Consider the following 21,558-nt stretch of genomic DNA (forward strand, 5'->3'; position numbering starts at 1 on the left):
CAACCGGACCCACCGCGCCATTCCCCACGAACCCAGCGTTTGACGTTGACGTTGAATCGGCAGGTGCAGGGCGCAGCCCTGCAAACAACGAACTACTCCGCCTCGCGCTGCACCTGGCGCCAGAGTTCGGCGGCCAGTGCGCGTACGGCCTGGTCTGCATCGGGCCGGTGCAGCAGCCCCAGCTCGTAATTGTCGATCACCGGCAGTTCGCGCTCGCCGTCGATGATGCGGTGCTCGCGGCTCACCGCGCGGCGCGGCAGCAGGCTGATGCCAATGCCATCAGCCACCGCGCCCTGGATGCCGCTGAGCGAGGAACTGGTGAACGCAATGCGCCAGCGCAGCCCAAGCGCCTCCACGGCCTGGATCATCTCGTCGCGGTACAGCCCGCGCGGCGGGAAGGTGACCAGCGGCAGCGGATCCTGCTGCAGGCTGCTGCTGCGCATGCTGTCGATCCAATGCATCGGCTCGCGCCGGCAGTGCACCGCCTGGCGCGTATTGCGGCGCTGCTTCACCAGCACCAGGTCCAGCTCGCCATGATCGAAGCCGTGCGCCAGGTCGCGACTGAGACCACTGCTGATCTCCAGCTTCACCTGCGGGTGGCGGCGGCTGAAGGTGGCCAGCATGCGGGTGGTCTGCGGATTGACGAAGTCCTCGGGCACCCCGATCCGCACCACCGTTTCCACGGTCGCCCCGGCCAGCGCCTGCGCCAGCTCGTCGTTCAGGTCCAGCATGCGCCGCGCGTAACCCAACAGCGTGTGGCCGGCGTCGGTAGGCTGTACGTCGCGGTGGCCGCGTTCGAGCAGGCGGTGTCCCGCCAGCTCCTCCAGCCGCCGCACCTTCTGGCTGACCGTGGACTGGGTCGAATGCAGGCGGGTGGCGGCGGTGGTGAAGCTGCCGCAGTCCGCCACCATCACCAGGGCCCGCAGCAGATCCAGCTCGAACAGCGACCTATTCGATTTGGCACTGTCAGCCATTTGAACATTTCACTTCTGGATGATTGCTGCGACCTTCTACCATGCAGGGCAAGGCGCGGCAAGCATGACGCCGCGATGTAGCGGCCACCGCAGAGGAGACATGCAGATGCGCATCCATCGTTGCCGTGACTGGCCCGCCAAGCTGGGGCGCCTGCTGCTGCTGTGCCTGCTGGCGCTGCTGCTGCCTGCTTGTTCTGCTGCCGCCGGCCCCGCCGATGCGCGGCTGCGTGAGGCTGCCGACCGCGGCGATGCCGACGCGGTGCGTCTGGCACTGAACGCTGGCGCCGATCTGGAAGCGCGTGATGCACAGGGCCGTACCGCCGTATTGCTGGCCACCCACGGCAATCATGTGGAAGCCGCGCGTGCGCTGATCGAGGCCGGCGCGGACGTCAATGCCAAGGATGCGCTGCAGGACAGCGCCTATCTGTACGCCGGTGCGCGTGGATTGAATGAGATCCTCGCACTGACCCTGGCCCACGGTGCCGACCTGCAAAGCACCAACCGTTATGGCGGCACTGCCTTGATCCCGGCCGCCGAGCGCGGCCATGTGGACGCGGTGCGGACACTGCTGCGGGCCGGGGTGGCGGTAGACCACGTCAACCGTCTGCACTGGACCGCGCTGTTGGAAGCGATCCTGCTGGGTGACGGCGGACCGCGCCACGTGCAGATCGTGCAGCTGCTGCTGGAGGCCGGCGCCGATCCGCACCTGGCCGACGGCGATGGCACAACGCCGCTCGCGCATGCGCGCCAGCGCGGCTACACCGCAATTGAAGCCGTGTTGCGCCAGCATGGCGCAACGCACTGAATCCCCTTCCACACCACACGCCAGCGTGTTTGCCAGGATGCCGTCCATGTTCCGTTCCCGCCCCTTGTCCCTTGCGATCCTCCTTGCCGTGGCGCCGCCGTCGGCGTCCGCCGCCGAACGGGCCGACCTGCTGATCCGCAATGCCACCGTGGTCGATGTCGAGCACGCGCGCAGTCTTCCGGGCCAGAGCGTGGTGATCCGTGGCGATGACATCGTTGCGGTGGGCCCCGACGCGCAGCTGCGCAGCCAGTGGAGCGCAGGCCGGCAGATCGATGCCAAGGGCAAGTACCTCATTCCGGGCCTGTGGGACATGCACGTGCACTTCGGTGGTGGCCCGGCCCTGATCGAGGAGAACAAGGCCTTGCTGCCGCTGTACATCGCCCACGGCATCACCACCATCCGTGACTGCTCGGGTGATCTGCCGGAACAGGTGCTGCAGTGGCGCGGGCAGATCGCCGACGGCACGCTGTTCGGACCGCGCCTGCTCAGCTCGGGGGCGAAGATCGAAGGCATCAAGCCGGTGTGGAAGGGCACTATCGAAGTGGGTGATCGCGCACAGGTCGATCAGGCGATTTCGCGATTGCAGCGCGACAAGGTCGATTTCGTGAAGATCACCGACAGCACGCTGACGCCGGAGCTGTTCCTGTACTCGGCCACCGCCGCGCGCAATGCCGGTCTGAAGGCCTCCGGGCACATTCCGATGGCGCTGACGGTGGAGCAGGCGGTGGATGCCGGATTGGCGTCGATCGAGCATCTGGATTACGCGTTCAAGGCCGGCAGCAGGGATGAGGCACAGATTGCCGCCGATTTCGGTGCGGGCCGGATCGATCGCGCCGAGGCCAACCGTCGTCTGGATGCCAGCTTTGACCGGGAGACGGCGCTGCGCGCGTACCGCGATTTCGCCAAGCGTGGCGTGTTTGTCACCCCCACGCTGAACGGTGGGCGCATCCTGGATTTCCTCGACCAGGATGACCACGCCAACGATCCCTACCTGGCCTACATCGGCCCGGGCCTGCGCGCGACCTATACGTGGCGCGTGGAGCGTGCGGCCAAGGCCAGCCCGGCGCAGATTGAAGCGCGCCATGCGCAGTACCACCAGGTGGCCGCGGTGCTGCCGCTGCTGCAGGAGGCCGGCGTGACGATCATTGCCGGCACCGATGCGGGCTTCCTCAATTCGTACAACTTCCCCGGCATCGCCCTGCACCAGGAGCTGCAGCTGTTCGTGAAGGAAGGCCTGAGCGCGCCGCAGGCGTTGTCGGCAGCCACCCGTTCCGGTCCGGCATGGTTTGGCCAGATGGACCGTTATGGTGGCGTGGCCGTGGGCAAGGCCGCCGATCTGGTGCTGTTGGCCGCCAACCCGCTGCAGGACATTGCCGCCACGCAGAAGATCGACAGCGTGATCCTGCGCGGGGATGTGTACGACCGCGCCGCGCTGGACAGGATGCTGGCCGATACGCGTGCGAAGGTGGCGGCGTGGAATGCCGCAGCACGGTAGAGTCGAGCTTGCTCGACTGAGCAGAAGCCATCGAGCAAGCTCGACGCTACGGGTTGCCGTCGTCGAGGCTGATGATGCCGCGGCGCAGCGCCTGGGTGACCGCGTGGGTGCGGTCGCCCACGCCGAGTTTGTCCATCAGGCTCTTCATGTGCGCTTTCACGGTCTGTTCGGAGATCTGCATGCGCTCGCCGATGCGCTTGTTGGACAGGCCGCTGGCCACGTGGCGAAGCACTTCGGTTTCGCGCGGCGACAGCCGGTCTTCCACCACGTGAGCGGCAATACTGGCGGCCACTTCGGCCGGAATCGGCGCGCGGCGCCCATCGGCCACGGTGCGGATGGTATCCACCAGCTCGTGGCGCAGCATGTCTTTGAGCAGGTAGGCACTGGCCCCGGCCTGCAGGGCGCGCACGGCGCGCACGTCGCCACGGTAGGTGGTCAGCACGATGATGCGCGCGCGGGGATCCAGCGCGCGGATGCGCACGATGGCCTCCACGCCGTCCAGGCGCGGCATCTGCAGGTCCATCAGCACCACGTCGGGCTGCAACTGCTGGTAGCGGGCGATGGCTTCTTCACCATCGGAGGCCTCACCGAGCAGGCGCAGATCGGCGTGCGCGCCCAGCAGGGCGGCCAGGCCATCGCGCAGCAGGGGGTGGTCATCGACCACCAGTACGCTGATGGGGGAAGGGGACTCAGTCATGCGGGGTTCGGCTCCAGGGCCAGCGCCAGCGCGGCGCACGTCGTTTGTACAGGCGGCGGCCGGGAACGGCCAGCGCTACTTCGGTGCCCAGGCCGGGCCGCGTCCACAACTGCAGTTGCGCACCCAGTCGCTGCGCGCGCTCGCGCATGCCCTGCAGGCCCCAGTGGCCATGGCTGGCACTGGGGTCGGCGATGCCGATGCCATCATCGCGCACGTGCAGCAGGAAACTGCGCGGCCCATACGAGAGTTCCACTTCGATGGCACTGGGCTGGGCATGCCGCAAGGCGTTGCGGATCGCTTCGCGGCCGATCAGGAACACTTCCTCGGCCGCATCGGCCTGCAGTACGGGCGGGCTGCCTTCCACGGTCAGGCGCAGGGGGTTGGTGCCGTCGCCGGCATATTCGGCATGCACGTCAGCCAATGCCGTGGCCAGGTCGCGGCCACTGAACGGACCTTCGCGCAGTGCATTCACCCGTTCGCGGCCCTCGGCCAGGTTGCGTTCGGCCAACTGCATGGCCGATTCCAGCTGGGCCCGCACCGGCTCCGGCGTGCGTTCGGACTGGCTGATGGCATGCAGGCGCAGGATCAGCCCCTGGCTGCCCTGCAGCAGTGTGTCGTGCAGGTCACGGGCGATGCGTTCGCGCTCGCCATGGCGTTCCTGCAGGCGCGCGCGGAACAGCGCGGCCAACTGGCCACTGCGGATGCGCACGGCCATGCCCAGCACCACCAGCACCACCAGCGCGCACAGCAGCTTGAACCACACGGTCTGCACGAAGGTGGGCGCGATGCGGAAACTGCGGCTGGCGGGCACCTGGCTCCACACGCCGTCTTCGTTGGCCGCTTCCACGTCGAAGCGATAGCTGCCTGCGGTCAGGTTGGTGTAGTAGGCGCGGGTGCTGCTGCCGGCGTCCTGCCAGCTGTCGTCCACGCCGGACAGGCGGTAGCGGTAGCGGTTGCGTTCGGGCCGGGCCAGCGACAGGGCCACGAAATCGATCTGCAGCTGGGTGGTGCCGGCCGGCAACTGCAGGCCTTCGGTCAGCGGCTGGTGGGTATCGCCATACAGGACATCGCCGATACGCACGCCCGGGGCCTGGGTGTCGATGTGGTTCTGGGTGGTATCCAGCCACGCCAGCCCCTGGTTGGTCGCCAGCCACAGCAGGCCGTCGGCGGCCAACACGGCGGTGGGAATGGGGCCACTCTGCAGGGCGATGCCGGGCATCCCATCGACGGCGTCGAACAGGCGCGGACTGAGCGGCGTGCCCTGCTGCAACGCGCTGCGCAGAGTGGATTCCTGCAGCCGCACCAGCCCGCGGCTGCCGTTCAACCAGAGGCGGCCACGGCCATCGACCACGATGCCGGTGATGCCTTCCAGTACGCCGGCCAGATCGGTGCGCACGGTGGTGAACGGCGCAGTGCCGATGCGCACCGATAGGCCCGATTCACCGGCAACCAGCAGCAGATCGCGGTGCTGCAGCAGTGCGGTGATGGGGCCCACATCCAGGCCCTGCGCGGGACCGTAGGTTGCCACGCCAGTATCGTCCAGGCGGCGCACGCGCCCATCGGCATAGCCCAGCAGCAGGCCGCCGTCGGCGCTCTGCGCCAGGGTGGAACAGGCGCGCTCGGGCAGGCGCGGGTCGCGTTGCCAGTGCCCGGCCTGGTAATGCAGCACCGCCTGCTCGCCCGCACAGACCCATGCATTGTCGTTGTCGGTGAACAGCAGGGCATGGCTCGCCTGGCCCGTGTATGGCTCAGGCAGCGGAATGCGGGTGGTGTGTCCGGCCTCGGTGCGGGCCAGGTTCACCCAGTCGAACTGCCACATCGGCTGCGCGTCGCGGCGGGCGGCGGCCTGCAGGTCCTGCGCGCTGCCACCCAGCAGGTCGCGGCGCAGATCGTACGGCCGCAGGTCTTCGCCGTAGCCGTAGACGCGCCCGTCGCCGGTGCGTACCAGCGAGCGATACGGGTCGGTCGGGCCCACGGCAAGCGTCTGTACGCTGCGCGCGCGGAAACGGTTCAACCCCAGGTTGGTGCCTACCCAGATGTTGCCCTCGCGATCGAGCAGGACCGGCACCGCCGAGGTGGCGGTCAGCCCTTCGGCGGTGTCGAAGCGCTCGATGCCGGTGGCCGTGTTGCCAGCGAAGCTGACCCGCGCCACGCCACCGTGCGGACTGAACGTCGCCCACAGGTCGCCATCGGGGGTGAACTGCATGCGCGACGCACGCAGGCCGGGCAGGCGCCTCGCCTCGCGTTCGCTGGCGGGCAGCAGGCCCTTGCCACTGGCCAGCGGCAGCGTGCCGCGGTTGCGGTCGGCCAGCCACACTTCGCCGCGCGGGCTTTCCGCCAGCGTAGACATCTGCGAGACGGCGATGCCCGTCGAGGTGAACCGCGATGCGCCGGCCGGGCGTGACCAGATCTGCAGATCGGCCAGCACCCACAGCGTGCCATGGCTGTCCTGGAACACCCACTGCACACGGCGGTCGGGCAGCCCGGTACGGGCATCGGCCTGCCAGCGCTCCCCGTCGAACCAGCGCAGCCCACCGTTCACGGCGGCCCACAGCCGCCCCTGGTGATCGTGTTCGAAATGGGGAACCACGCCCACGGGGATGCCCTGCGCGCGCCCGTAGTTGTCCAGTCGGCCGGGTCGGCTGTGGCTGATGCCGGCCTGGAAGTAACCGATCCACAGCCCGTGCGCGTTGTCCACGGCCAGGGTGACCATGTTGGTGGACGGGAAGCGCTGCCCGGGCGGCGCGGCCTGGCGTTCAAAGCGGCGCCCATCGAAGCGGTACAGGCCCGAGCCGGTGGCCAGCCACAACATGCCGTCGCGGTCCTGGGCAATGTCCCAGATATCGCCCGGCGCCCCTTGGCCGACCCGCCAGGCCGTGTGCTGGTAGCCGGGCATGCCGGTGCTGACCGGCGGCTGCTGCACGGCCAGGGCCGGCAGCGCAATGGCCAGCGACAGGCAGCAGATCAGCCCCTGCAGGTACTGCAGGAAAGAGCGGGGGAGGGCGCGCATGCCGCCATTCTGGCAGGTGCGGGGCAGGCCGGGGTGACCCGAACGGGGCAGGCGCGGCCGGGGCGGCATGCGGTATCACCTTGGCATGGAGCAGGGAGGCCACCAATGCAGCGCTTGTTTGTGATGTTCCCCGACCGCGCGCCGGGCATCGGCTTGCTGTGGCTGCGCCTGTGCCTGTTGGCCGCGCTGTGGCCGGCGCAGCCGCCGATTGGCGGTATCTGGCTGGTCTGCGTGGCGGCACAGGCGCTGTTGCTGCTGGGCTGGCTGACACCGCTGGCGGTGCCGCTGGCCCTGCTCGGGTTGTGGCTGCAGGGCGCACCGTGGCCGCTGCTGGCCTTACCGGTGGCGCTGTTTCTGCTGGGTCCGGGGGCCTATTCACTGGATGCGCGCCAGTTCGGCCGGCGGGTGCTGGAACGCGGGCCTCCCCCAAAAGGGTGAGTGGTGCGCTGGACCGTCGGGGGTAGGGCGCGGCGCGACCGCAGCGCACCATGGAGGCCCCCGTCGCGGTGCATTCGCATGGCCCTTCCCACCCCGCCAGCGTTCGCCGCAGACGCGCTTGCGCCGAACCAGTCGGCCGCGCTGCAGCGCGCCCTGCGTTACATCGACGAACACCTGTCGCAGCCGCTGCGGGTGACCGAGCTGGCCGAAGTGGCCTGCGTCAGCCGCTTTCATCTCGTGCGCCTGTTCCGCACTGGCACCGGTGCCAGCCCACTGCGCTATGTGCGCCGCCGGCGCATCGAACGGGCCCGGCAACTGCTGCCCGACAGCACCGGTTCCATGTCCCACCTGGCCCAACACCTGGGCTTCTTCGACCAGAGCCATTTCGTGCGCAGTTTCCGCGCCGAGACCGGCTGCAGCCCCGGCCAGTACCTGGCCGGTGACGCCGCACTGCGGCTGCCTGCCGAGCGCGCCTGCGGCCGCCAGCCATCCCCGCCTTCAACCACCCCTGGAGTCTGACCATGACCACTGCAACCGCCACCCCCGCCAAGGCCCTGCTGTCGCCCACCGACCACGCCCTGGTGCTGATCGACTACCAATCGCAGATGGCCTTCGCCACGCACACCATCGACATCTCGGCCCTGCGCAACAACGTCTCGCTGATCAGCAAGGGCGCCAAGGGCTTCAACGTGCCGGTGGTGCTGACCACCGTGGCCGAGAAGTCGTTCTCCGGCCCGATGTTCCCGGAACTGCCGGAAATCTTCCCCGGCCAGACCGTGTTCGACCGCACTTCGATGAACACCTGGGAAGACCAGCCGGTAATCGATGAGATCAACCGCATCGGCAAGCGCCGTCTGGTGCTGGGTGGCCTGTGGACCAGCGTCTGCATCGTCGGCCCGAGCCTGTCGGCGCTGGAGCAGGGCTTCGAGGTCTACGTGATCACCGACGCCTGTGGCGACGTGAGCGACGAAGCGCACGAACGCGCCATCACCCGCATGGTGCAGGCCGGTGCCGTGCCGATCACCAGCGTGCAGTACCTGCTGGAACTGCAGCGTGACTGGGCACGCGGTGAAACCTATGGCCTGACCACCGGCATCGCCCGCGACCACGCCGGCGGCTACGGCATCGGCATCCAGTACGCCAAGACCATGTTCGGCGCACAGGAAGGCGGTCACTGAGCATGACCGGCAGTTTCGGCCTGGACCTGGCCTTGCTGATGCTGCGCGTGGCGGCAGGTGGATTCCTGCTGCCACATGCACTGGGCAAGCTGCTGGGCTGGTTCGGCGGCCCCGGCCTGGGTGGGTTCGCCGGCGAACTGCGCGGCTTCGGCCTGCCCTCGGCCGCGCCCCTGCCGTTGCTGCTGGCGCTGTTGCAGGTGCTGTCCGGCCTGGCCGTGCTGCTGGGCTGGCAGACCCGCGTGGCCGCCCTGGCGGCGGCCGCGTTCATCGGTTTCACCACGCTGCTGGCCCTGCCCAAGGGCTGGTTCTGGATGCGCGGCGGCGTTGAATACCCGCTGATGTGGACCTTCATCCTGCTGGCCATCGCCTGCGCCGGGCCCGGTGCCTGGGCGCTGGACGGCCCGCTGCTGCAGGGAGACCTTGCATGAGTTCCGACCCCCACCACCCCGGCCGCCGCAACGTAGTGCTGGGTGCCGGCGCCGCGCTGGCGCTGGGCCTGGCCGGCACTGCCGCCGGCGCCATCCAATCCCCCTCCAAGGAGCGCCGCATGAGCACGCTGGTCATCCGCAATGCCCGTATCACCACGCTGGACCCGCAACGCCCGAACGCGCAGGCACTGGCCGTGCAGGAAGGCCGCATCGTCGCCGTGGGCAGCGATGGGGAGATCATGCGTGGCTGGGGCAACGAGGCCACCATTCTGGACGCGCAGGGCCGTCGCCTGGTTCCCGGCCTGAATGACAGCCACACCCACCTGATCCGCGGTGGCCTGAACTACAACCTGGAGCTGCGCTGGGACGGCCTGCGTTCGCTGGCCGACGCCATGGCCATGCTGAAGGTGCAGGTGGACCGCACGCCGGCGCCGCAATGGGTGCGCGTGGTCGGCGGCTTCACCGCCAGCCAGTTCACCGAAAAGCGCCTGCCGACCCTGCAGGAACTCAATGACATCGCGCCGGATACGCCGGTGTTCCTGCTGCACCTGTACGACCGCGCGCTGTTGAACCGCGCCGCGCTGCGTGCCTGCGGCTACACCAAGGACACCCCGGACCCGCCGGGCGGGCAGATCGTGCGCGATTCGCTGGGCAATCCGACCGGCCTGCTGCTGGCCAAGCCCAACGCGCTCATCCTGTATGCCACGCTGGCCAAGGGCCCGCGCCTGCCGGTGGAATACCAGGCCAATTCCACCCGCCACTTCATGCGCGAACTGAACCGCCTGGGCATCACCTCGGTGATCGATGCCGGTGGCGGGTTCCAGAACTACCCCGAGGATTACCAGGTCATCGAGCAGCTGCATCGCGATGACCAGCTGACGGTGCGCATCGCCTACAACCTGTTCACCCAGAACAAGGGCAACGAGGTGAACGATTTCCGCGGCTGGAGCGAGATCCTGCAGCCGCGCCAGGGCGATGACCTGCTACGCCACAACGGTGCCGGCGAGATGCTGGTGTTCTCGGCGGCCGATTTCGAGCTGTTCAACGAGCCGCGCCCGGAACTGCCGCCGGAGCTGGAGCCGGAGCTGCACGACGTGGTCAAGCTGCTGGTGGAAAAGCGTTGGCCGTTCCGCATCCACGCCACCTACGATGAAAGCATCACCCGCATCCTGGACGTGTACGAACAGGTGAACCGCGAGGTGCCGTTCGATGGCCTGCACTGGTTCATCGACCACGCCGAAACCATCACCCCGCGCAACATCGAGCGTATCCGCGCGCTGGGCGGCGGCATTGCCGTGCAGCACCGCATGGCCTACCAGGGCGAGGCCTTCGTGCAGCGCTACGGCGTACAGGCCGCGCGCCACACCCCGCCGGTCAAGCGCATGCTGGCCGAGGGCGTTCCGGTGGGTGCCGGTACCGATGCCACGCGCGTGGCCAGCTACAACCCGTGGGTGGCGCTGTCGTGGCTGGTGACCGGGCGCACCGTGGGTGGGCTGGCGCTGTACGGCGATGAGAACCTGCTGGAACGCGAACAGGCGCTGCGCCTGTGGACCCAGGGCAGCGCGTGGTTCTCCGGCGACGAAGCGGTGAAGGGCACGCTGAAGGAAGGCCAGCTGGCCGACTTCATCGTGCTGTCGGCCGACTTCTTCCGCGTGGACGATGCGCAGATTGCCGACATCACCAGCCTGCTGACCGTGGTCGGCGGCCGCATCGTGCATGCCGACGGCGACTACGCCGGGCTGGCCCCGCAGTTGCCGCCGGCCATGCCGGACTGGTCGCCGGTGAACAAGTTCGGCGGCTACCACGTGGGTGGCGCGGCCACCGGACTGGCCGCGGCCCACCACCATCACCACGGGGCCGCATGTGGCACGCACGGTGCGCATGGCCACGCCGCCCACCACGCCGCACCGACCGATGATCTGACCGCGTTCTGGGGCGCCATGGGGTGCTCGTGCTTCGCGTTCTGACGTTGGCTGCGCTGGCCGTGCCGTCGCTGGCGCTGGCCTGCGACGGTGGTGCCTGCACGGCAGTGGGCGATGGCCAGCTGCAGTGGGATGCCTTGGTGCGCGTGCGTGGGCTGTACTACGACCCCACGCGCTTCGGCGTGGGCGGCGGCGAGGATGGCTACGGCCTGCTGCGCGCGCTGGCGGCGGCCACCTACCGTCGTGATGACTGGGAAGCCAAACTGCAGCTGGGCGTGCACGCCGAGGACGGCAAGGCCGGTGGGCCCGGCCGCACCGATCGCAGCGCGCTGGATGTGCAGCAGGCCTACTGGCGCTGGCAGGGCGAAGGCTGGCACGTGCAGCTGGGCCGGCAGGAAGCCGGTTACGGCAGCTCGCGGCTGCTGTCCGTGCGCGATGGGCCCAACATCCGCCTGGCCTTCGATGGTGCGCGCGTAGGCTGGAACGGTCGGCTGGGCCGCCTGGACCTGCTGGCGTTGCGCCCCGTGGAAAACCGCCCCGGTGCATTCGATGATCGCGGCGAACACGGTGCCCACCTGTGGGGCGCCTACGCCACCATCGCGCGCGGGCATGGCGCAGGGCAATGGGACATCTACCTGCTGGACTATCGCCGCGACGGTGCGCGCTTCGCCGCCGGCACGGGCGCGGAGCGGCGGCAGGCCGTGGGCACGCGCTGGTTCGGCCAGGCCGGCGCGTTGGACTGGAACACCGAGCTGGTGGCCCAGGGCGGCGAGCTGCGCACGGCCGGTCGCGATCTGGACATCCGTGCGTGGACCCTCGCCACCGATACCGGCTGGCGCTGGGCCGCGCTGCCGCTGCAACCACGGCTGGGCCTGAAGGCCGACATCGCCAGTGGCGATGGCAACCTGCATGACGGTCGGCTGGGCACGTTCAACGCGCTGTTCCCCAAGTCGGCGTACTTCAGCGAGGCCAGCCTGCTGGCGCCGGCCAACCTGATGGACGTGCAGCCGACGCTGGCGTTGCGGCTGGACCCGAAGGTCACCACCGAACTGGGCGTGCAGATGGCCTGGAAGCACCGCCGCGCCGATGCGGTCTATACCACTCCCGCGCCGCTGTCGGCGCTGCCCGGCAGTGCCGGTGGCGCACGCCGCATCGGCACCCAATACAAATCCGAAACCCGCTGGCAAGCCAGCGAACACTGGCAATGGCAGCTGCAGCTGGCCTGGGTCGATGCCGGTCCTGCACTGAAGCAGGCCGGCGGCCAGGACACCCTGTTCGCCTCGATCGTTGGAGCATGGCAATGGTGAACGCAATCGCGTCACAACCTTCCCCCCAGGCCGCAGGCGCCTGGTCCCCGCTGAAAGTCAGCATGTTCCGGGCCCTGTGGCTGGCGATCCTGGCCAGCAACATCGGCACCTGGGTGAACGACGTCGCCGCCGCCTGGGTGATGGCCGAGCGCACCGGCTCGCCGTTGATGGTGGCCCTGGTGCAGTCGGCCACCACGGTGCCGATCGTGCTGCTGGCGCTGGCCGCCGGTACCCTGGCCGACATCGTCGACCGCCGCAGATATCTGTTGTTCACCCAAGGCTGGATGCTGCTGGTGGCCGCGGTGATGGCCACGCTGACCGCGTTCGACCTGCTGACTCCCAACCTGCTGGTGCTGCTGACCTTCTGCATGGGCTGTGGTGCGGCCATGGCCATGCCGGCGCAGGCTGCGATCGTCTCTGAACTGGTGCCGCAGCCGATGCTGGCCTCGGCGGTGGCGCTGAATTCGATCGGCATCAACATCGCCCGTTCGATCGGCCCGGCCATTGGCGGCGTGATCGTGGCGCAGCTGGGTGCGGTGTGGGCCTTCGGATTCAATGCCATTACCTTCGCCGCCATGCTGTTCGTGGTCTGGGGGTGGAAGCGCGACCCGAAGGCCTCGAGCCTGCCGCCGGAAGGCTTCGGCGCGGGCCTGAAGGCCGGCCTTCGCTATGCCAGCCGCGCCGGTCGCCTGCAGGCGGTGCTGATCAAATCGGTGGGGTTCTTCTTCTTTGCCGCGGCGATGAACGCGATGCTGCCGGTGGTGGTGCGTGGGCAGATGCATGGCGGGGCAGGGCAGTACGGCATCCTGCTGGGCTGCATTGGCATCGGTGCAGTGGGCGGTGCGCTGCTGCTGCCGAAACTGCGCGCCAAACTCGATCGTGACCTGCTGGTGCTGCTGGCGACGCTGGCGTTGGCGTGCAGTCTGGTCGGTCTGGCCCTGACCCGCAGCTGGTACGTGCTGCCGGTGGTGATGCTGGTCAATGGCTTCGCCTGGATCACGGTGCTGTCCTCGCTGCAGATCGCGGCGCAGACGGCGGTGCCCGCATGGGTGCGTGCACGTGCGCTGGCGCTGTACATCATGGTGTTCTCGGCCGGCATGGCCGCCGGTGGCCTGAGCTGGGGCGCGCTGGCCCAGCGCACCTCGCCGGAGCTGGCCCTGCTGGTGGCCGCCGTCGGTGCGGTGGTGGGCGGCCTGCTGGTCTGGCGCGTGCGCATTGCCGGCACCGAGGAACTGAACCTGCGTCCGGCCGGACACTGGCCGGCGCCGGAGCTGGCAGTGCCGGTGTCGCATGACCGCGGCCCGGTGCTGGTAACGGTGGAGTACCGCGTCGAACCCGGTGACCGCGCGCTGTTCCAGGCGCAGATGCGCGCGCTGGGCACGATCCGCCGGCGCGACGGTGCGGTCGTATGGGGCGTGGTGGAAGACGTGGCCACGCCGGGCGTGCACTTGGAGTATTTCGTGACCCCCTCGTGGCTGGAGCACCTGCGCCAGCATGAACGGATCACCGCCGACGACAAGGCGATCCAGGAAACACTGCGCGGCCTGCACCGGGGCGAGCGCGCGCCGATCGTGCGGCACTTCGTGGGTGGGCAGGACCCGTTGCCGGCCAACGTGCCGCACCATCACAGCGATATCTGAGAGGAGCCGCCGGGCATGGCCCGGCGCTACCGTGCAGAGGCGGCGGCGCGCTGGGCGCCGCCGCGGCACGTCATTTGCGTGCGAACGCCAGCAGGTCGGCGTTGAACTGGTCAGCGTGGGTCACGGTCAGGCCGTGCGGCGCGCCCGCGTACACCTTCAGCTCGGCATCCTTGATGATCTGCGAGGACAGCTTGGCCGAGGCCTCGAACGGCACGATCTGGTCGTCATCGCCGTGCACCACCAGCGCCGGCACATCGATCTTCTGCAGATCGGCGGTGTAATCCACTTCCGAGAATTCGTGGATGCAGTCGTACTGGCCCTTCACGCCGCCCAGCATGCCCTGCTGCCAGAACGAATCACGCATGCCCTGGGTGACGGCGTTGCCGTCGCGGTTGGCGCCGAAGAACGGCGTGGTCAGGTCCTTGAAGAACTGCGAACGGTCACCGGCGGTGCCCTTGCGGATGCCGTCGAAGACCTCCAGCGGGGTGCCGGCCGGGTTGCTGGCGGTCTTCAGCATCAGCGGCGGCACGGCGCCGACCAGTACCACCTTGGCCACGCGCTTGCTGCCGTGGCGGCCAACGTAGTGCGCCACTTCGCCACCACCGGTGGAATGGCCGACCAGGATGGCGTCGCGCAGGTCCAGGGCTTCGATCACCGCGGCCAGGTCATCGGCGTAGGTGTCCATGTTGTTGCCGTCCCAGGTCTGGCTGGAACGGCCGTGGCTGCGGCGGTCATGGGCGATCACGCGGTAGCCGTTCTGGCCCATGAACAGCATCTGCGGGTCCCAGGCATCGGATGACAGCGGCCAGCCGTGGGCGAACACGACGGGCTGGCCGGTGCCCCAATCCTTGTAGAAGATGCGGGCGCCGTCTTTGACGGTAACGAAATTTCTCATCGTGGATTCCTTTGGCGGAAGGTGGAATGGCACCGGCCGCAACGACCGGTGTGCGCGCAGTACAGCGCAGCCTGTTCCGCTGGCATTGCACGGCTGTGGCAAGAAGTCGCATTGGCCTCTGGCGGCACACTGCTTTGGGCGGGACCATGCCGGCAAGGAGGGCGTCATGAACCGAGTGATGGCAGGCCCAGTGTTCGCGCTGCTGTTGGCCGTGCCGGTGCAGGCACAGACCAATGTCTATAAATGCATTGATGGCCCGCACGTGGTGTATCAACAGACCCCATGCCAGGGCCGGGCGGAATGGAAGTGGCAGGTGCCGGCGGAAACGTCATCGGCCAGGCCGGCGGCTCCAGCGGCATCGGCACGGCCGCTCAAACGGCGCGCAGGGGCAGCGCAGGCGGTGCATATTCCGCTCGAGCGCGATCCGGTCGGCTGCAGCAGGGCACGACAGCGGCAGGCTGATGCGGTGCGTGCGGATTATCTGCAGCAGCGGCGGCTGCAGGACGATGTGCGCGCGGCATGCCGCTGAGAACAAACGCAGACGGCACCCGAAGGTGCCGTCTGCGGAATGCCTTGCCAGGCGGCGAAGGGCCTCAGTGGCCGTCGCCGCCCGCACCTGCGCCGGTCGCGGCATCGGCCTTGGGCAGGCTCAGTTCCGGATTGCCCTGTTCGGCCTGCAGAACCTGGATGCGACGCTGCAGGGCGTCCAGCTGGCTGTTGGTGCTCTGCACGTCGGTGCTCAGGCTGACCGCTTGCTGCTGCGCCTGCTGCAGGGACGCACTGACCTGTGCCGACTGCGCCTGCTGCTGTTCCATTTCCTGCTGCAGGGTGCGCAGGCGCTCTTCGTTGTAGGCCACCAGACGCTCGGTGTAGCGCTTGCCTGCTTCCAGGCGCGTGGTGTCGATATACACCTGGGCCAGCTGCTCGGTCTGCTGCACGAAGGTGCGGTACACGCGCTCGGCGTTGTCCACCGCATCGGTCTTGATCACGCGCCAGAAGTTCTTTTCCTGGAACAGCGCCACGTAGTAGGTGAGCGTGTTCGCATTGAACAGCAGGCTGGCGCCGTAGTTGCCGTTGTAGGTAGTGCGCAGTTCGGTCAGTTGCTGGGCATCCATCAACTGCTTCAGTTCGTCCACCGTGTTGCGCACCACCGGGGCCGGGCGTGCCGGTTCGGCAGCGGCCTGGCGGTCGCCACGGGCGGCCAGTGCCGACGGTGCGGCCAGGATCATGGCCGTGGCCAGCAGCGCTATCGCGCGCGGGTACCGGGCGAAGACAGTGCCCCCTGAAATTTCTCGCATGTCTGGACCATCCACGAACGTAGTGTGGTTGAGATGAATGTGATTCCCCGCCCGGAGTCTAGCATGGGCGGGCGCGGCGCCAAGCCAGGTGGCTGGGCTCAGTAGACCAGCTGTGCGGGCGTGCACTGGATCGACTGCACCTGCACGTCGGTGCGGCCCAGTTCCAGCCCCAGCAGGCTGGCCAGGGTGCCACTCAGCAGCGCGCCCACGCTGTTCAACACCGGCTTCAGCGCGGCCAGCACCGGGGTCAGTACCGCGCACAGCAGGCCGCTGCAGCTTACGGCGTTGCCGGGCGTGGTCACGCCGCCGCCGGCGTACTGGTCCAGAAAACCGGCCGGGGCGGTCTGGATGTAGGCGGCCAGGTTGTTGCGCACGCAGCCGTTGTAGTTCAACAGGTTGCTGACCAGGCTGTCGCAGCGGTTGATCAGCAGCCCGCCCAGCAGCGAACCCAGCACGCCGTCGAGCACGCCCAGGCCCTGGCCGGTGACAGTGGTGCGGTAGCCATCCCACACCGGCCCATCCTTGCGGCAGGTGGTCAGGTACAGCGGTGGGCAGGCGTAGGGCACGCCCTGGGTGACGGTCCAGGTGCCCAGCGGATTCAATTGGCGGCTGGCATCGCCGTCGCGCAGCAGCGGAATCACCTTGTCCACATCGTAGCGGCCTCCGGTGGGATGCGCGGCGGCCAGGTAGCGGTCGGCCAGCGCCTTGGCCGTATCGCTGGAGCTCATGCCCTGCTGCGGGCTCTGCAGCATGCCCGACAGCACCCGCAGCAGCTCGTTCACCAGGTCGGACACCGCGGTGCCTACCGCCAACGGGTTGATCTGAGTGGACCCGGTCTGACCGGCGGCCAGGGTGAGGTCCTGCTGTGCGGTCAGCGCGGGCAGGGTGATGCGGTCGTTGATCAGCGGCTGGCCCAGCAGGGTCAGCAGCTGCTCGTTCTGCAGGGTGGCATCGCAGACGTTCTGTTTGGAAAAGCGATCGGCCTCGGCAATCCTGCCTACGCAGGCACGCAGCACAGACGAATCCACGCGGATGGTCGCAGTGGGTGGCGCGGCACCGCATTGCAGCGATGTCAGCGTGCCCATCGCATTGGTCACGTCCACGTGCAGCGGCAGCTTCAGGCGGGTGCCCAGCAGGTTCAGCAGCGCGCCCACGGCCGGCACGCGGTTGCTGTCCACGTCCACCATAAGCCGCACCTGCGCGTTGTAGGCGCGCGCGCCAACGCCGCCGATGGCGATGGACGGCGGCTCGATCACCCCGGCCTTGACCTCGATGCCGACCAGGTTCAATCCGCTGATCTGCACGCCGTTGTTGTCGTTGGCAATGGAGATGGCGGTGTTCAACAGGTCCAGTACGTTGACCTGCGATTCCAGCGCGCTACCGATGGTGCCGTCGGGCGAGATGACTTCGGCGAACAGGCCGCCGCCACCATTCTGGCTGCCCAGCGCGATGTTCAGCTGGTTGATGTCCAGGCCGGTGGACACCAGGCTGGACAGCGCCTGCAGCTGCACGCCGGCGCTGCTGTTGCGGCCGACCACTTCGGCGGTGGCGTTGACCAGCTGTGCCAGCGATACGCGGTGCACCGCCAGCAGGCGATTGAAGTCGGCTACGCTCAGGTCGGCGGTGACCGGAATGCCCAGCGCCTGCAGCAGGCCCGAAGGCGTAACGCTGACCTGGGCCAGGCCATCGTAGGACAGCACGGTGGCATTGCTCACATCCAGTCCGACCAGGCGCAGGGTGGCCATCAGCGGCGAATTGCCATTGCTGCGCAGCAGCTGCGAGCCCACGCTGAACACCGCGGTGGGTTCGGCGCGGCGCGCGACCGCCTGGGTGCGCACCGTGGGCAGCGTGTTGTTCTGGCCGAAGAACGGCAGCACGCTGCGTTCGGTGGTCACGCGCACGGCGTTGCGCGGATTGGCCGCATCCACGGTGCTGCTGAAATGGTCCTCGGCGGCGTGGGCGGCATTCCAGTTGCCGCACTGCACCTGCACCTGGCCGGGGAAGCGGTTCTGGTTGACCGCGTTCTGCCGTGCCGCGGTGTTGTCGCTGTTGTCGGCGCTGCACAGGTCCAGGCGCTGTGCGCCGGCCAGCGCTGCCAGATCGGCCACCTTCTGTGCATCGCGCTTGGCCCAGTACAGGTAGCCCACTTCGATCAGGCCGAGCATGGCCACCAGCGCGATCATCACCAGCATCAAGGTGACCGACATGCCGCCGCGCTGGCGGTTGAAGGTGATGCGGCGTGACCGGTGCATGGCCGACCTCAGCGTGATGAGCTGGAACGGTTGCTGGAACGACCGACGTCTGGATCGAAGAAGTCGGGGATCTCGTGCTCGAAACTCTTCAGGTAGCGCGCATAGCTGGCCGTGGCCTGGTCGCCCAGGATCGGCAGGCGTGCGCCGGCCTGCTGGCCGGAGGCCTGCAGCCGCAGCAGATTGCGGACGCTGTCGCCGTGCTGCGGACGCGCGGCTGCGGCGGCTGGCGGGTAGGCGGGCGGTGGCGGTGGCGGTGGCGGCGCCGGTTGTGCAGCGGCTACATCCACCGTGACCAGAGGCGGCGCGGACTGCACGGCGGCTGCCGGCGCCGCACGATCGCCCAGCATCTGTCCGGTCAACGGGGCCTGGGTGGATTGCGCCGATGCCAGCGGGGCCACCAGCGCCGCGGCGAGGGCGGCCAGTGGAAACACGGTACGCAGCTGAGCAGGCAGAGTCATGGCGTTCCCTCGTTGGCAGGGCGGACGGAGCTGAAGCGCTCCAGCATGGACGGCGCCAGCTGCGCCGGAACACGATCGGCGGGCGGTTCGCGCCGCGCTTCCGCGGCCAGCCGCACGCTGCGCGCAGGGGCGGGTTCGGCGGACGGTGCGATGGGTGCCACCACGGCGGTCTGGCGTTGCTGCACGCGGCTGCGGATCTGCTGCGCCTGCTGCTGGATGCTGCGCCGCGTCTCATCATTCAGGTTCGCCTGTCGCGCCAGTTGCTCGGCGGTGGCCGTGTCACCGCGCAGCACTGCCCACAGCGACAGGTTGGCGGTGGCCTTGGCATTGCCAGGGGTCAGCTCCAAGGCTTTGGCCAAGGGTTCGCGTGCATCTTCGAAGCGGCCCGCGCGCAATCGCGCGTAGCCCAGGTCGCCCAGGTAGTCGGTATTCAACGGTTGCAGCTGGCTGGCTCGGGCCAGCGCCTGTTCGGCCTCCGCATCGTCGCCGGCGTGGGCCGCGATCAGGCCCAGCCCATGAGCAGCGGCCGCCGCCTGCGGGCCATTGCCCAGCTGCTGGTAGAGCGCGCTGGCTGCTGTGGTCTGGCCGGTCTCGCGCAGCGCGTCGGCCTGCAGCAGGCGCAGCGCAGGCAGATCGCCATAGCGTTGGCGGAACGCATCAACATGCGCCAGCGAGGCGTACCACGCGCCCTGCTGCTGCATGCGCGCAATCAGTTCCAGGTAGGTGTTGCGGCTGTCCTGGGGTGCCGGCGAGGGCTCGGCCAGCGTCGGCGTGTGCAGGTACTTGGCGGTGCTGGACGCACAGCCGGTGGCCAGCGTTGCAAGGGCAAACAGCAGCAGGGCAGAGCGCGCGGCAGGCATGGAGGTCATCCCATCTTCGACATGGTGGTGGCCAGCGCTACCAGCGCCGGGCCGGAAAGCACCAGCATCAGTGCTGGCAGCAGGGTCAGCATCATCACCACGGTCATCTTCACCGACAGCTTGCCGACCTTCTCTTTCAGGGTGTTGCGGCGCTGCTCGCGCAGGCGCGCGCTGAACTGCTTCAACGGCTCCTGCACCGCGCCGCCGTGGGCGTGCACCTGCAGGATCAGCTGCACAAGGCTGGACAGGTCGTCATCGCCGTAGACTTCGTTCAGGCGGCGCAGTGACTGCGCGCGGCTGCGGCCGTGGGTGTAGGCCACGTTGGCTTCCTGCAGCTCGCCACCCAGTACAGGCAGTGCTTCGCGAAGCTTGTCGCCCAGCGTCTGCAGGCTCTGGTCCATGCTGAAACCCACGCCCTGCAGCAGGCGCAGCAGATCGATCAGCAAGGGAAGCTCGTTGTGCACGGCGCGGCGGCGGCGCTTCACCCAGGCGCCCAGCACGAACTTGGGCAGCAGCAGGCCAGCAGCCAGCGCGCCGATCACCACCATCACCTTGGCCAGTCCCTGCGCATCGCTCAGGGCGATGGCCAGTGCGACCACCACGGCGGCCAACAGCAGGCGCAGGCCCAGGTAGATGGCCGTGCCGCGGCGGGTGTTCCAGCCGGCTAGGTCCAGCAGCAGGCGGTCCTCGCTGGTCAGCAGGGCCGCCTCCAGGCGGCCGCCGCTCAGTTGCCGGCCCAGGCGCTCAAGCCAGCCCAGCGAATCGCGGCGGTTGGCTTCGGTGTCCGCATCCTGGGGCTGCAGGGCCGTCTTCAGGGCGGCCGCGCTGCGTGCCTCGCGCTGTCCGCGCACCCAGCCGCCCACGCCGAGCAGCGCTACGCCAGCGGCCAGCAACAGCAGGGCAAGCATCCACCACGTGTTGGCGCTCATCGTTCACCTCCGCGAACGGCAGGAGCGTTCATAGCGACTTGGCCAGTCGGTACAGCAGGAAGGCGCCCACCAGTTCCAGGCCGACGCCCAGCGCCAGGATCTTGTGGCCCAGCGGGTGGTGCAGGATCGGCTGGAAGAAATCGGGGCTGGAAATGGCCATCAGCACGGCACTGGCCGGCGGCAGCAGGCCCAGCACCCAGGCCGACATGCGCGTTTCGGAGGTGGTGGCGGCCAGTTCCTGCTGGGCCTGTTCCAGGTCACGCATGAAGTCGCCCAGCCGCTGCAGGATCTGGTCGGAACGTCCGCCGATGCGCACGCTGACCCCGATCACCACTGCCAGTACCTTCAGCACGTCCATGCGATAGGGCTGGGCGGCCAGTGACAGCGCGCGGTCCAGTTCCATGCCGCCGCGCGCGTAGCGCACCGTGGTGTCCAGCAGTTCGCGCAGCGGCGCGCTGGTCTGTGCGCTGGCGACCTGGAAGGCGGCCTGCAGGCTGTTGCCCAGCGCGGTCAGCCGCACCAGGTTGTCCAGGAAGTCTGGCAACTGGTGCAGCAGCTTGGCCTGCAGCTTGCCGATGCGGCGCAGCAGCCACAGCCAGCAGCCGATCAGGTACAGGCCCAGGGTGAGCGGGAACATCCAGGCGGTATCCAGCCGCGCCACGGCCACGGCCGCCAGCACCAGGCCTGGCACCAGCAGCAGGAACGGCAGCTTCCAGCCCGGCTGCAGGCCCGCGCGCTGCAGCAGCGGATCCCATGGCAGCGTGCGCCGGCTGCTGGTCGTGGCCGCTGCCGGCGGGGCGCGCTGGCCATCGGCCACCGCGTTGCTGGCGCCGCGGGCCAGCTGTTGTTCGGCATGCTGCAGCGACGCCTGCCGTTGCTCGCGACGGTGCGCGCTGCTCCACAGCCACGCGGCTGTGCCCAGCAATACCGAGACCAGGCTCAACACCATCAGCAGCACGCCGGCGCCCATGC

At 68.8% G+C, this 21,558-nt stretch carries 20 protein-coding genes; 10 read left to right on the top strand and 10 right to left on the bottom strand.

Annotation, left to right across the window (positions count from 1 at the left end; translation table 11 throughout):
* Nucleotides 1-92: 92 nt before the first annotated feature.
* Complete coding sequence (locus tag RTY46_RS13580; protein ID WP_312708977.1) at nucleotides 93-974, bottom strand: LysR substrate-binding domain-containing protein; 882 nt, start codon at nucleotides 972-974, stop codon at nucleotides 93-95.
* A 106-nt stretch (nucleotides 975-1,080) separates the two neighbouring features.
* On the opposite strand from RTY46_RS13580, the gene RTY46_RS13585 reads away from it, so the two are divergent.
* Both RTY46_RS13585 and RTY46_RS13590 read left to right on the top strand, forming a co-directional pair.
* Nucleotides 1,081-1,779: an ankyrin repeat domain-containing protein gene (locus tag RTY46_RS13585; protein WP_312708979.1), complete on the top strand. Its 699-nt coding sequence runs from the start codon at nucleotides 1,081-1,083 to the stop codon at nucleotides 1,777-1,779.
* Between the two features lie 46 nt (nucleotides 1,780-1,825).
* The gene (locus RTY46_RS13590) at nucleotides 1,826-3,274 is read left to right on the top strand and encodes an amidohydrolase family protein (RefSeq protein WP_312708980.1); all 1,449 of its coding nucleotides are present in this window, start codon (nucleotides 1,826-1,828) and stop codon (nucleotides 3,272-3,274) included.
* A gap of 46 nt (nucleotides 3,275-3,320) precedes the next feature.
* Here the strand turns inward: RTY46_RS13590 and RTY46_RS13595 are convergent, their stop codons facing one another.
* Nucleotides 3,321-3,971 carry a response regulator transcription factor gene (locus tag RTY46_RS13595; RefSeq protein WP_312708981.1) on the bottom strand — a complete coding sequence of 217 codons (651 nt, stop codon included), beginning with the start codon at nucleotides 3,969-3,971 and terminating at the stop codon, nucleotides 3,321-3,323.
* The gene (locus tag RTY46_RS13600; protein ID WP_312708982.1) at nucleotides 3,964-6,981 is read right to left on the bottom strand and encodes a two-component regulator propeller domain-containing protein; all 3,018 of its coding nucleotides are present in this window, start codon (nucleotides 6,979-6,981) and stop codon (nucleotides 3,964-3,966) included. The genes RTY46_RS13595 and RTY46_RS13600 overlap by 8 nt, the downstream gene beginning before the upstream one ends.
* Nucleotides 6,982-7,086: 105 nt before the next feature.
* On the opposite strand from RTY46_RS13600, the gene RTY46_RS13605 reads away from it, so the two are divergent.
* The 7 genes from RTY46_RS13605 to RTY46_RS13635 all read left to right on the top strand — a co-directional run bounded on the left by RTY46_RS13605 (nucleotide 7,087) and on the right by RTY46_RS13635 (nucleotide 13,894).
* A complete protein-coding gene (locus RTY46_RS13605; RefSeq protein WP_312708983.1) occupies nucleotides 7,087-7,419 on the top strand; it encodes a hypothetical protein in 333 nt (110 codons plus the stop codon).
* A gap of 78 nt (nucleotides 7,420-7,497) precedes the next feature.
* Nucleotides 7,498-7,938, top strand: a complete 441-nt coding sequence (locus RTY46_RS13610) for an AraC family transcriptional regulator (RefSeq protein ID WP_312708984.1) — start codon at nucleotides 7,498-7,500, stop codon at nucleotides 7,936-7,938.
* Between the two features lie 2 nt (nucleotides 7,939-7,940).
* Nucleotides 7,941-8,597 (top strand): hydrolase, encoded by a 657-nt coding sequence (locus tag RTY46_RS13615; RefSeq protein ID WP_312708985.1) that lies wholly within the window; start codon nucleotides 7,941-7,943, stop codon nucleotides 8,595-8,597.
* 2 nt (nucleotides 8,598-8,599) lie between these two features.
* On the top strand, nucleotides 8,600-9,025 hold the full coding sequence (locus RTY46_RS13620) for a DoxX family membrane protein (protein ID WP_312708987.1): 426 nt from the start codon (nucleotides 8,600-8,602) through the stop codon (nucleotides 9,023-9,025).
* A 119-nt stretch (nucleotides 9,026-9,144) separates the two neighbouring features.
* On the top strand, nucleotides 9,145-10,992 hold the full coding sequence (locus RTY46_RS13625; RefSeq protein ID WP_312709071.1) for an amidohydrolase: 1,848 nt from the start codon (nucleotides 9,145-9,147) through the stop codon (nucleotides 10,990-10,992).
* Nucleotides 10,971-12,254 carry an alginate export family protein gene (locus tag RTY46_RS13630; protein ID WP_312708988.1) on the top strand — a complete coding sequence of 428 codons (1,284 nt, stop codon included), beginning with the start codon at nucleotides 10,971-10,973 and terminating at the stop codon, nucleotides 12,252-12,254. The genes RTY46_RS13625 and RTY46_RS13630 overlap by 22 nt, the downstream gene beginning before the upstream one ends.
* On the top strand, nucleotides 12,248-13,894 hold the full coding sequence (locus tag RTY46_RS13635) for an MFS transporter (RefSeq protein WP_312708989.1): 1,647 nt from the start codon (nucleotides 12,248-12,250) through the stop codon (nucleotides 13,892-13,894). Before RTY46_RS13630 ends, RTY46_RS13635 begins: the two co-directional genes overlap by 7 nt.
* Nucleotides 13,895-13,964: 70 nt before the next feature.
* Here the strand turns inward: RTY46_RS13635 and RTY46_RS13640 are convergent, their stop codons facing one another.
* A complete protein-coding gene (locus tag RTY46_RS13640; RefSeq protein ID WP_312708991.1) occupies nucleotides 13,965-14,789 on the bottom strand; it encodes an alpha/beta hydrolase in 825 nt (274 codons plus the stop codon).
* 1 nt (nucleotide 14,790) lies between these two features.
* Here RTY46_RS13640 and RTY46_RS13645 point away from each other — a divergent pair, with 1 nt between their 5' ends.
* Nucleotides 14,791-15,318 (top strand): hypothetical protein, encoded by a 528-nt coding sequence (locus tag RTY46_RS13645; protein WP_312708993.1) that lies wholly within the window; start codon nucleotides 14,791-14,793, stop codon nucleotides 15,316-15,318.
* A gap of 64 nt (nucleotides 15,319-15,382) precedes the next feature.
* On the opposite strand, the gene RTY46_RS13650 is transcribed toward RTY46_RS13645, so the two are convergent.
* The 6 genes from RTY46_RS13650 to RTY46_RS13675 all read right to left on the bottom strand — a co-directional run bounded on the left by RTY46_RS13650 (nucleotide 15,383) and on the right by RTY46_RS13675 (nucleotide 21,556).
* A complete protein-coding gene (locus RTY46_RS13650; RefSeq protein WP_312708994.1) occupies nucleotides 15,383-16,087 on the bottom strand; it encodes a DUF2968 domain-containing protein in 705 nt (234 codons plus the stop codon).
* A gap of 98 nt (nucleotides 16,088-16,185) precedes the next feature.
* Nucleotides 16,186-18,339: a TadG family pilus assembly protein gene (locus RTY46_RS13655; RefSeq protein ID WP_312708995.1), complete on the bottom strand. Its 2,154-nt coding sequence runs from the start codon at nucleotides 18,337-18,339 to the stop codon at nucleotides 16,186-16,188.
* Nucleotides 18,340-18,347: 8 nt separating this feature from the next.
* Nucleotides 18,348-18,797 carry a DUF3613 domain-containing protein gene (locus RTY46_RS13660; RefSeq protein WP_312708997.1) on the bottom strand — a complete coding sequence of 150 codons (450 nt, stop codon included), beginning with the start codon at nucleotides 18,795-18,797 and terminating at the stop codon, nucleotides 18,348-18,350.
* A complete protein-coding gene (locus RTY46_RS13665; protein WP_312709073.1) occupies nucleotides 18,794-19,657 on the bottom strand; it encodes a Flp pilus assembly protein TadD in 864 nt (287 codons plus the stop codon). Before RTY46_RS13665 ends, RTY46_RS13660 begins: the two co-directional genes overlap by 4 nt.
* A 5-nt stretch (nucleotides 19,658-19,662) precedes the next feature.
* Nucleotides 19,663-20,586, bottom strand: coding sequence for a type II secretion system F family protein (locus RTY46_RS13670; protein ID WP_312708998.1), 924 nt, complete (start codon nucleotides 20,584-20,586; stop codon nucleotides 19,663-19,665).
* Between the two features lie 28 nt (nucleotides 20,587-20,614).
* A complete protein-coding gene (locus RTY46_RS13675; protein WP_312708999.1) occupies nucleotides 20,615-21,556 on the bottom strand; it encodes a type II secretion system F family protein in 942 nt (313 codons plus the stop codon).
* Nucleotides 21,557-21,558: the final 2 nt, after the last annotated feature.

It is taken from the genome of Stenotrophomonas sp. (assembly GCF_032056425.1).
Lineage (GTDB): Bacteria > Pseudomonadota > Gammaproteobacteria > Xanthomonadales > Xanthomonadaceae > Stenotrophomonas.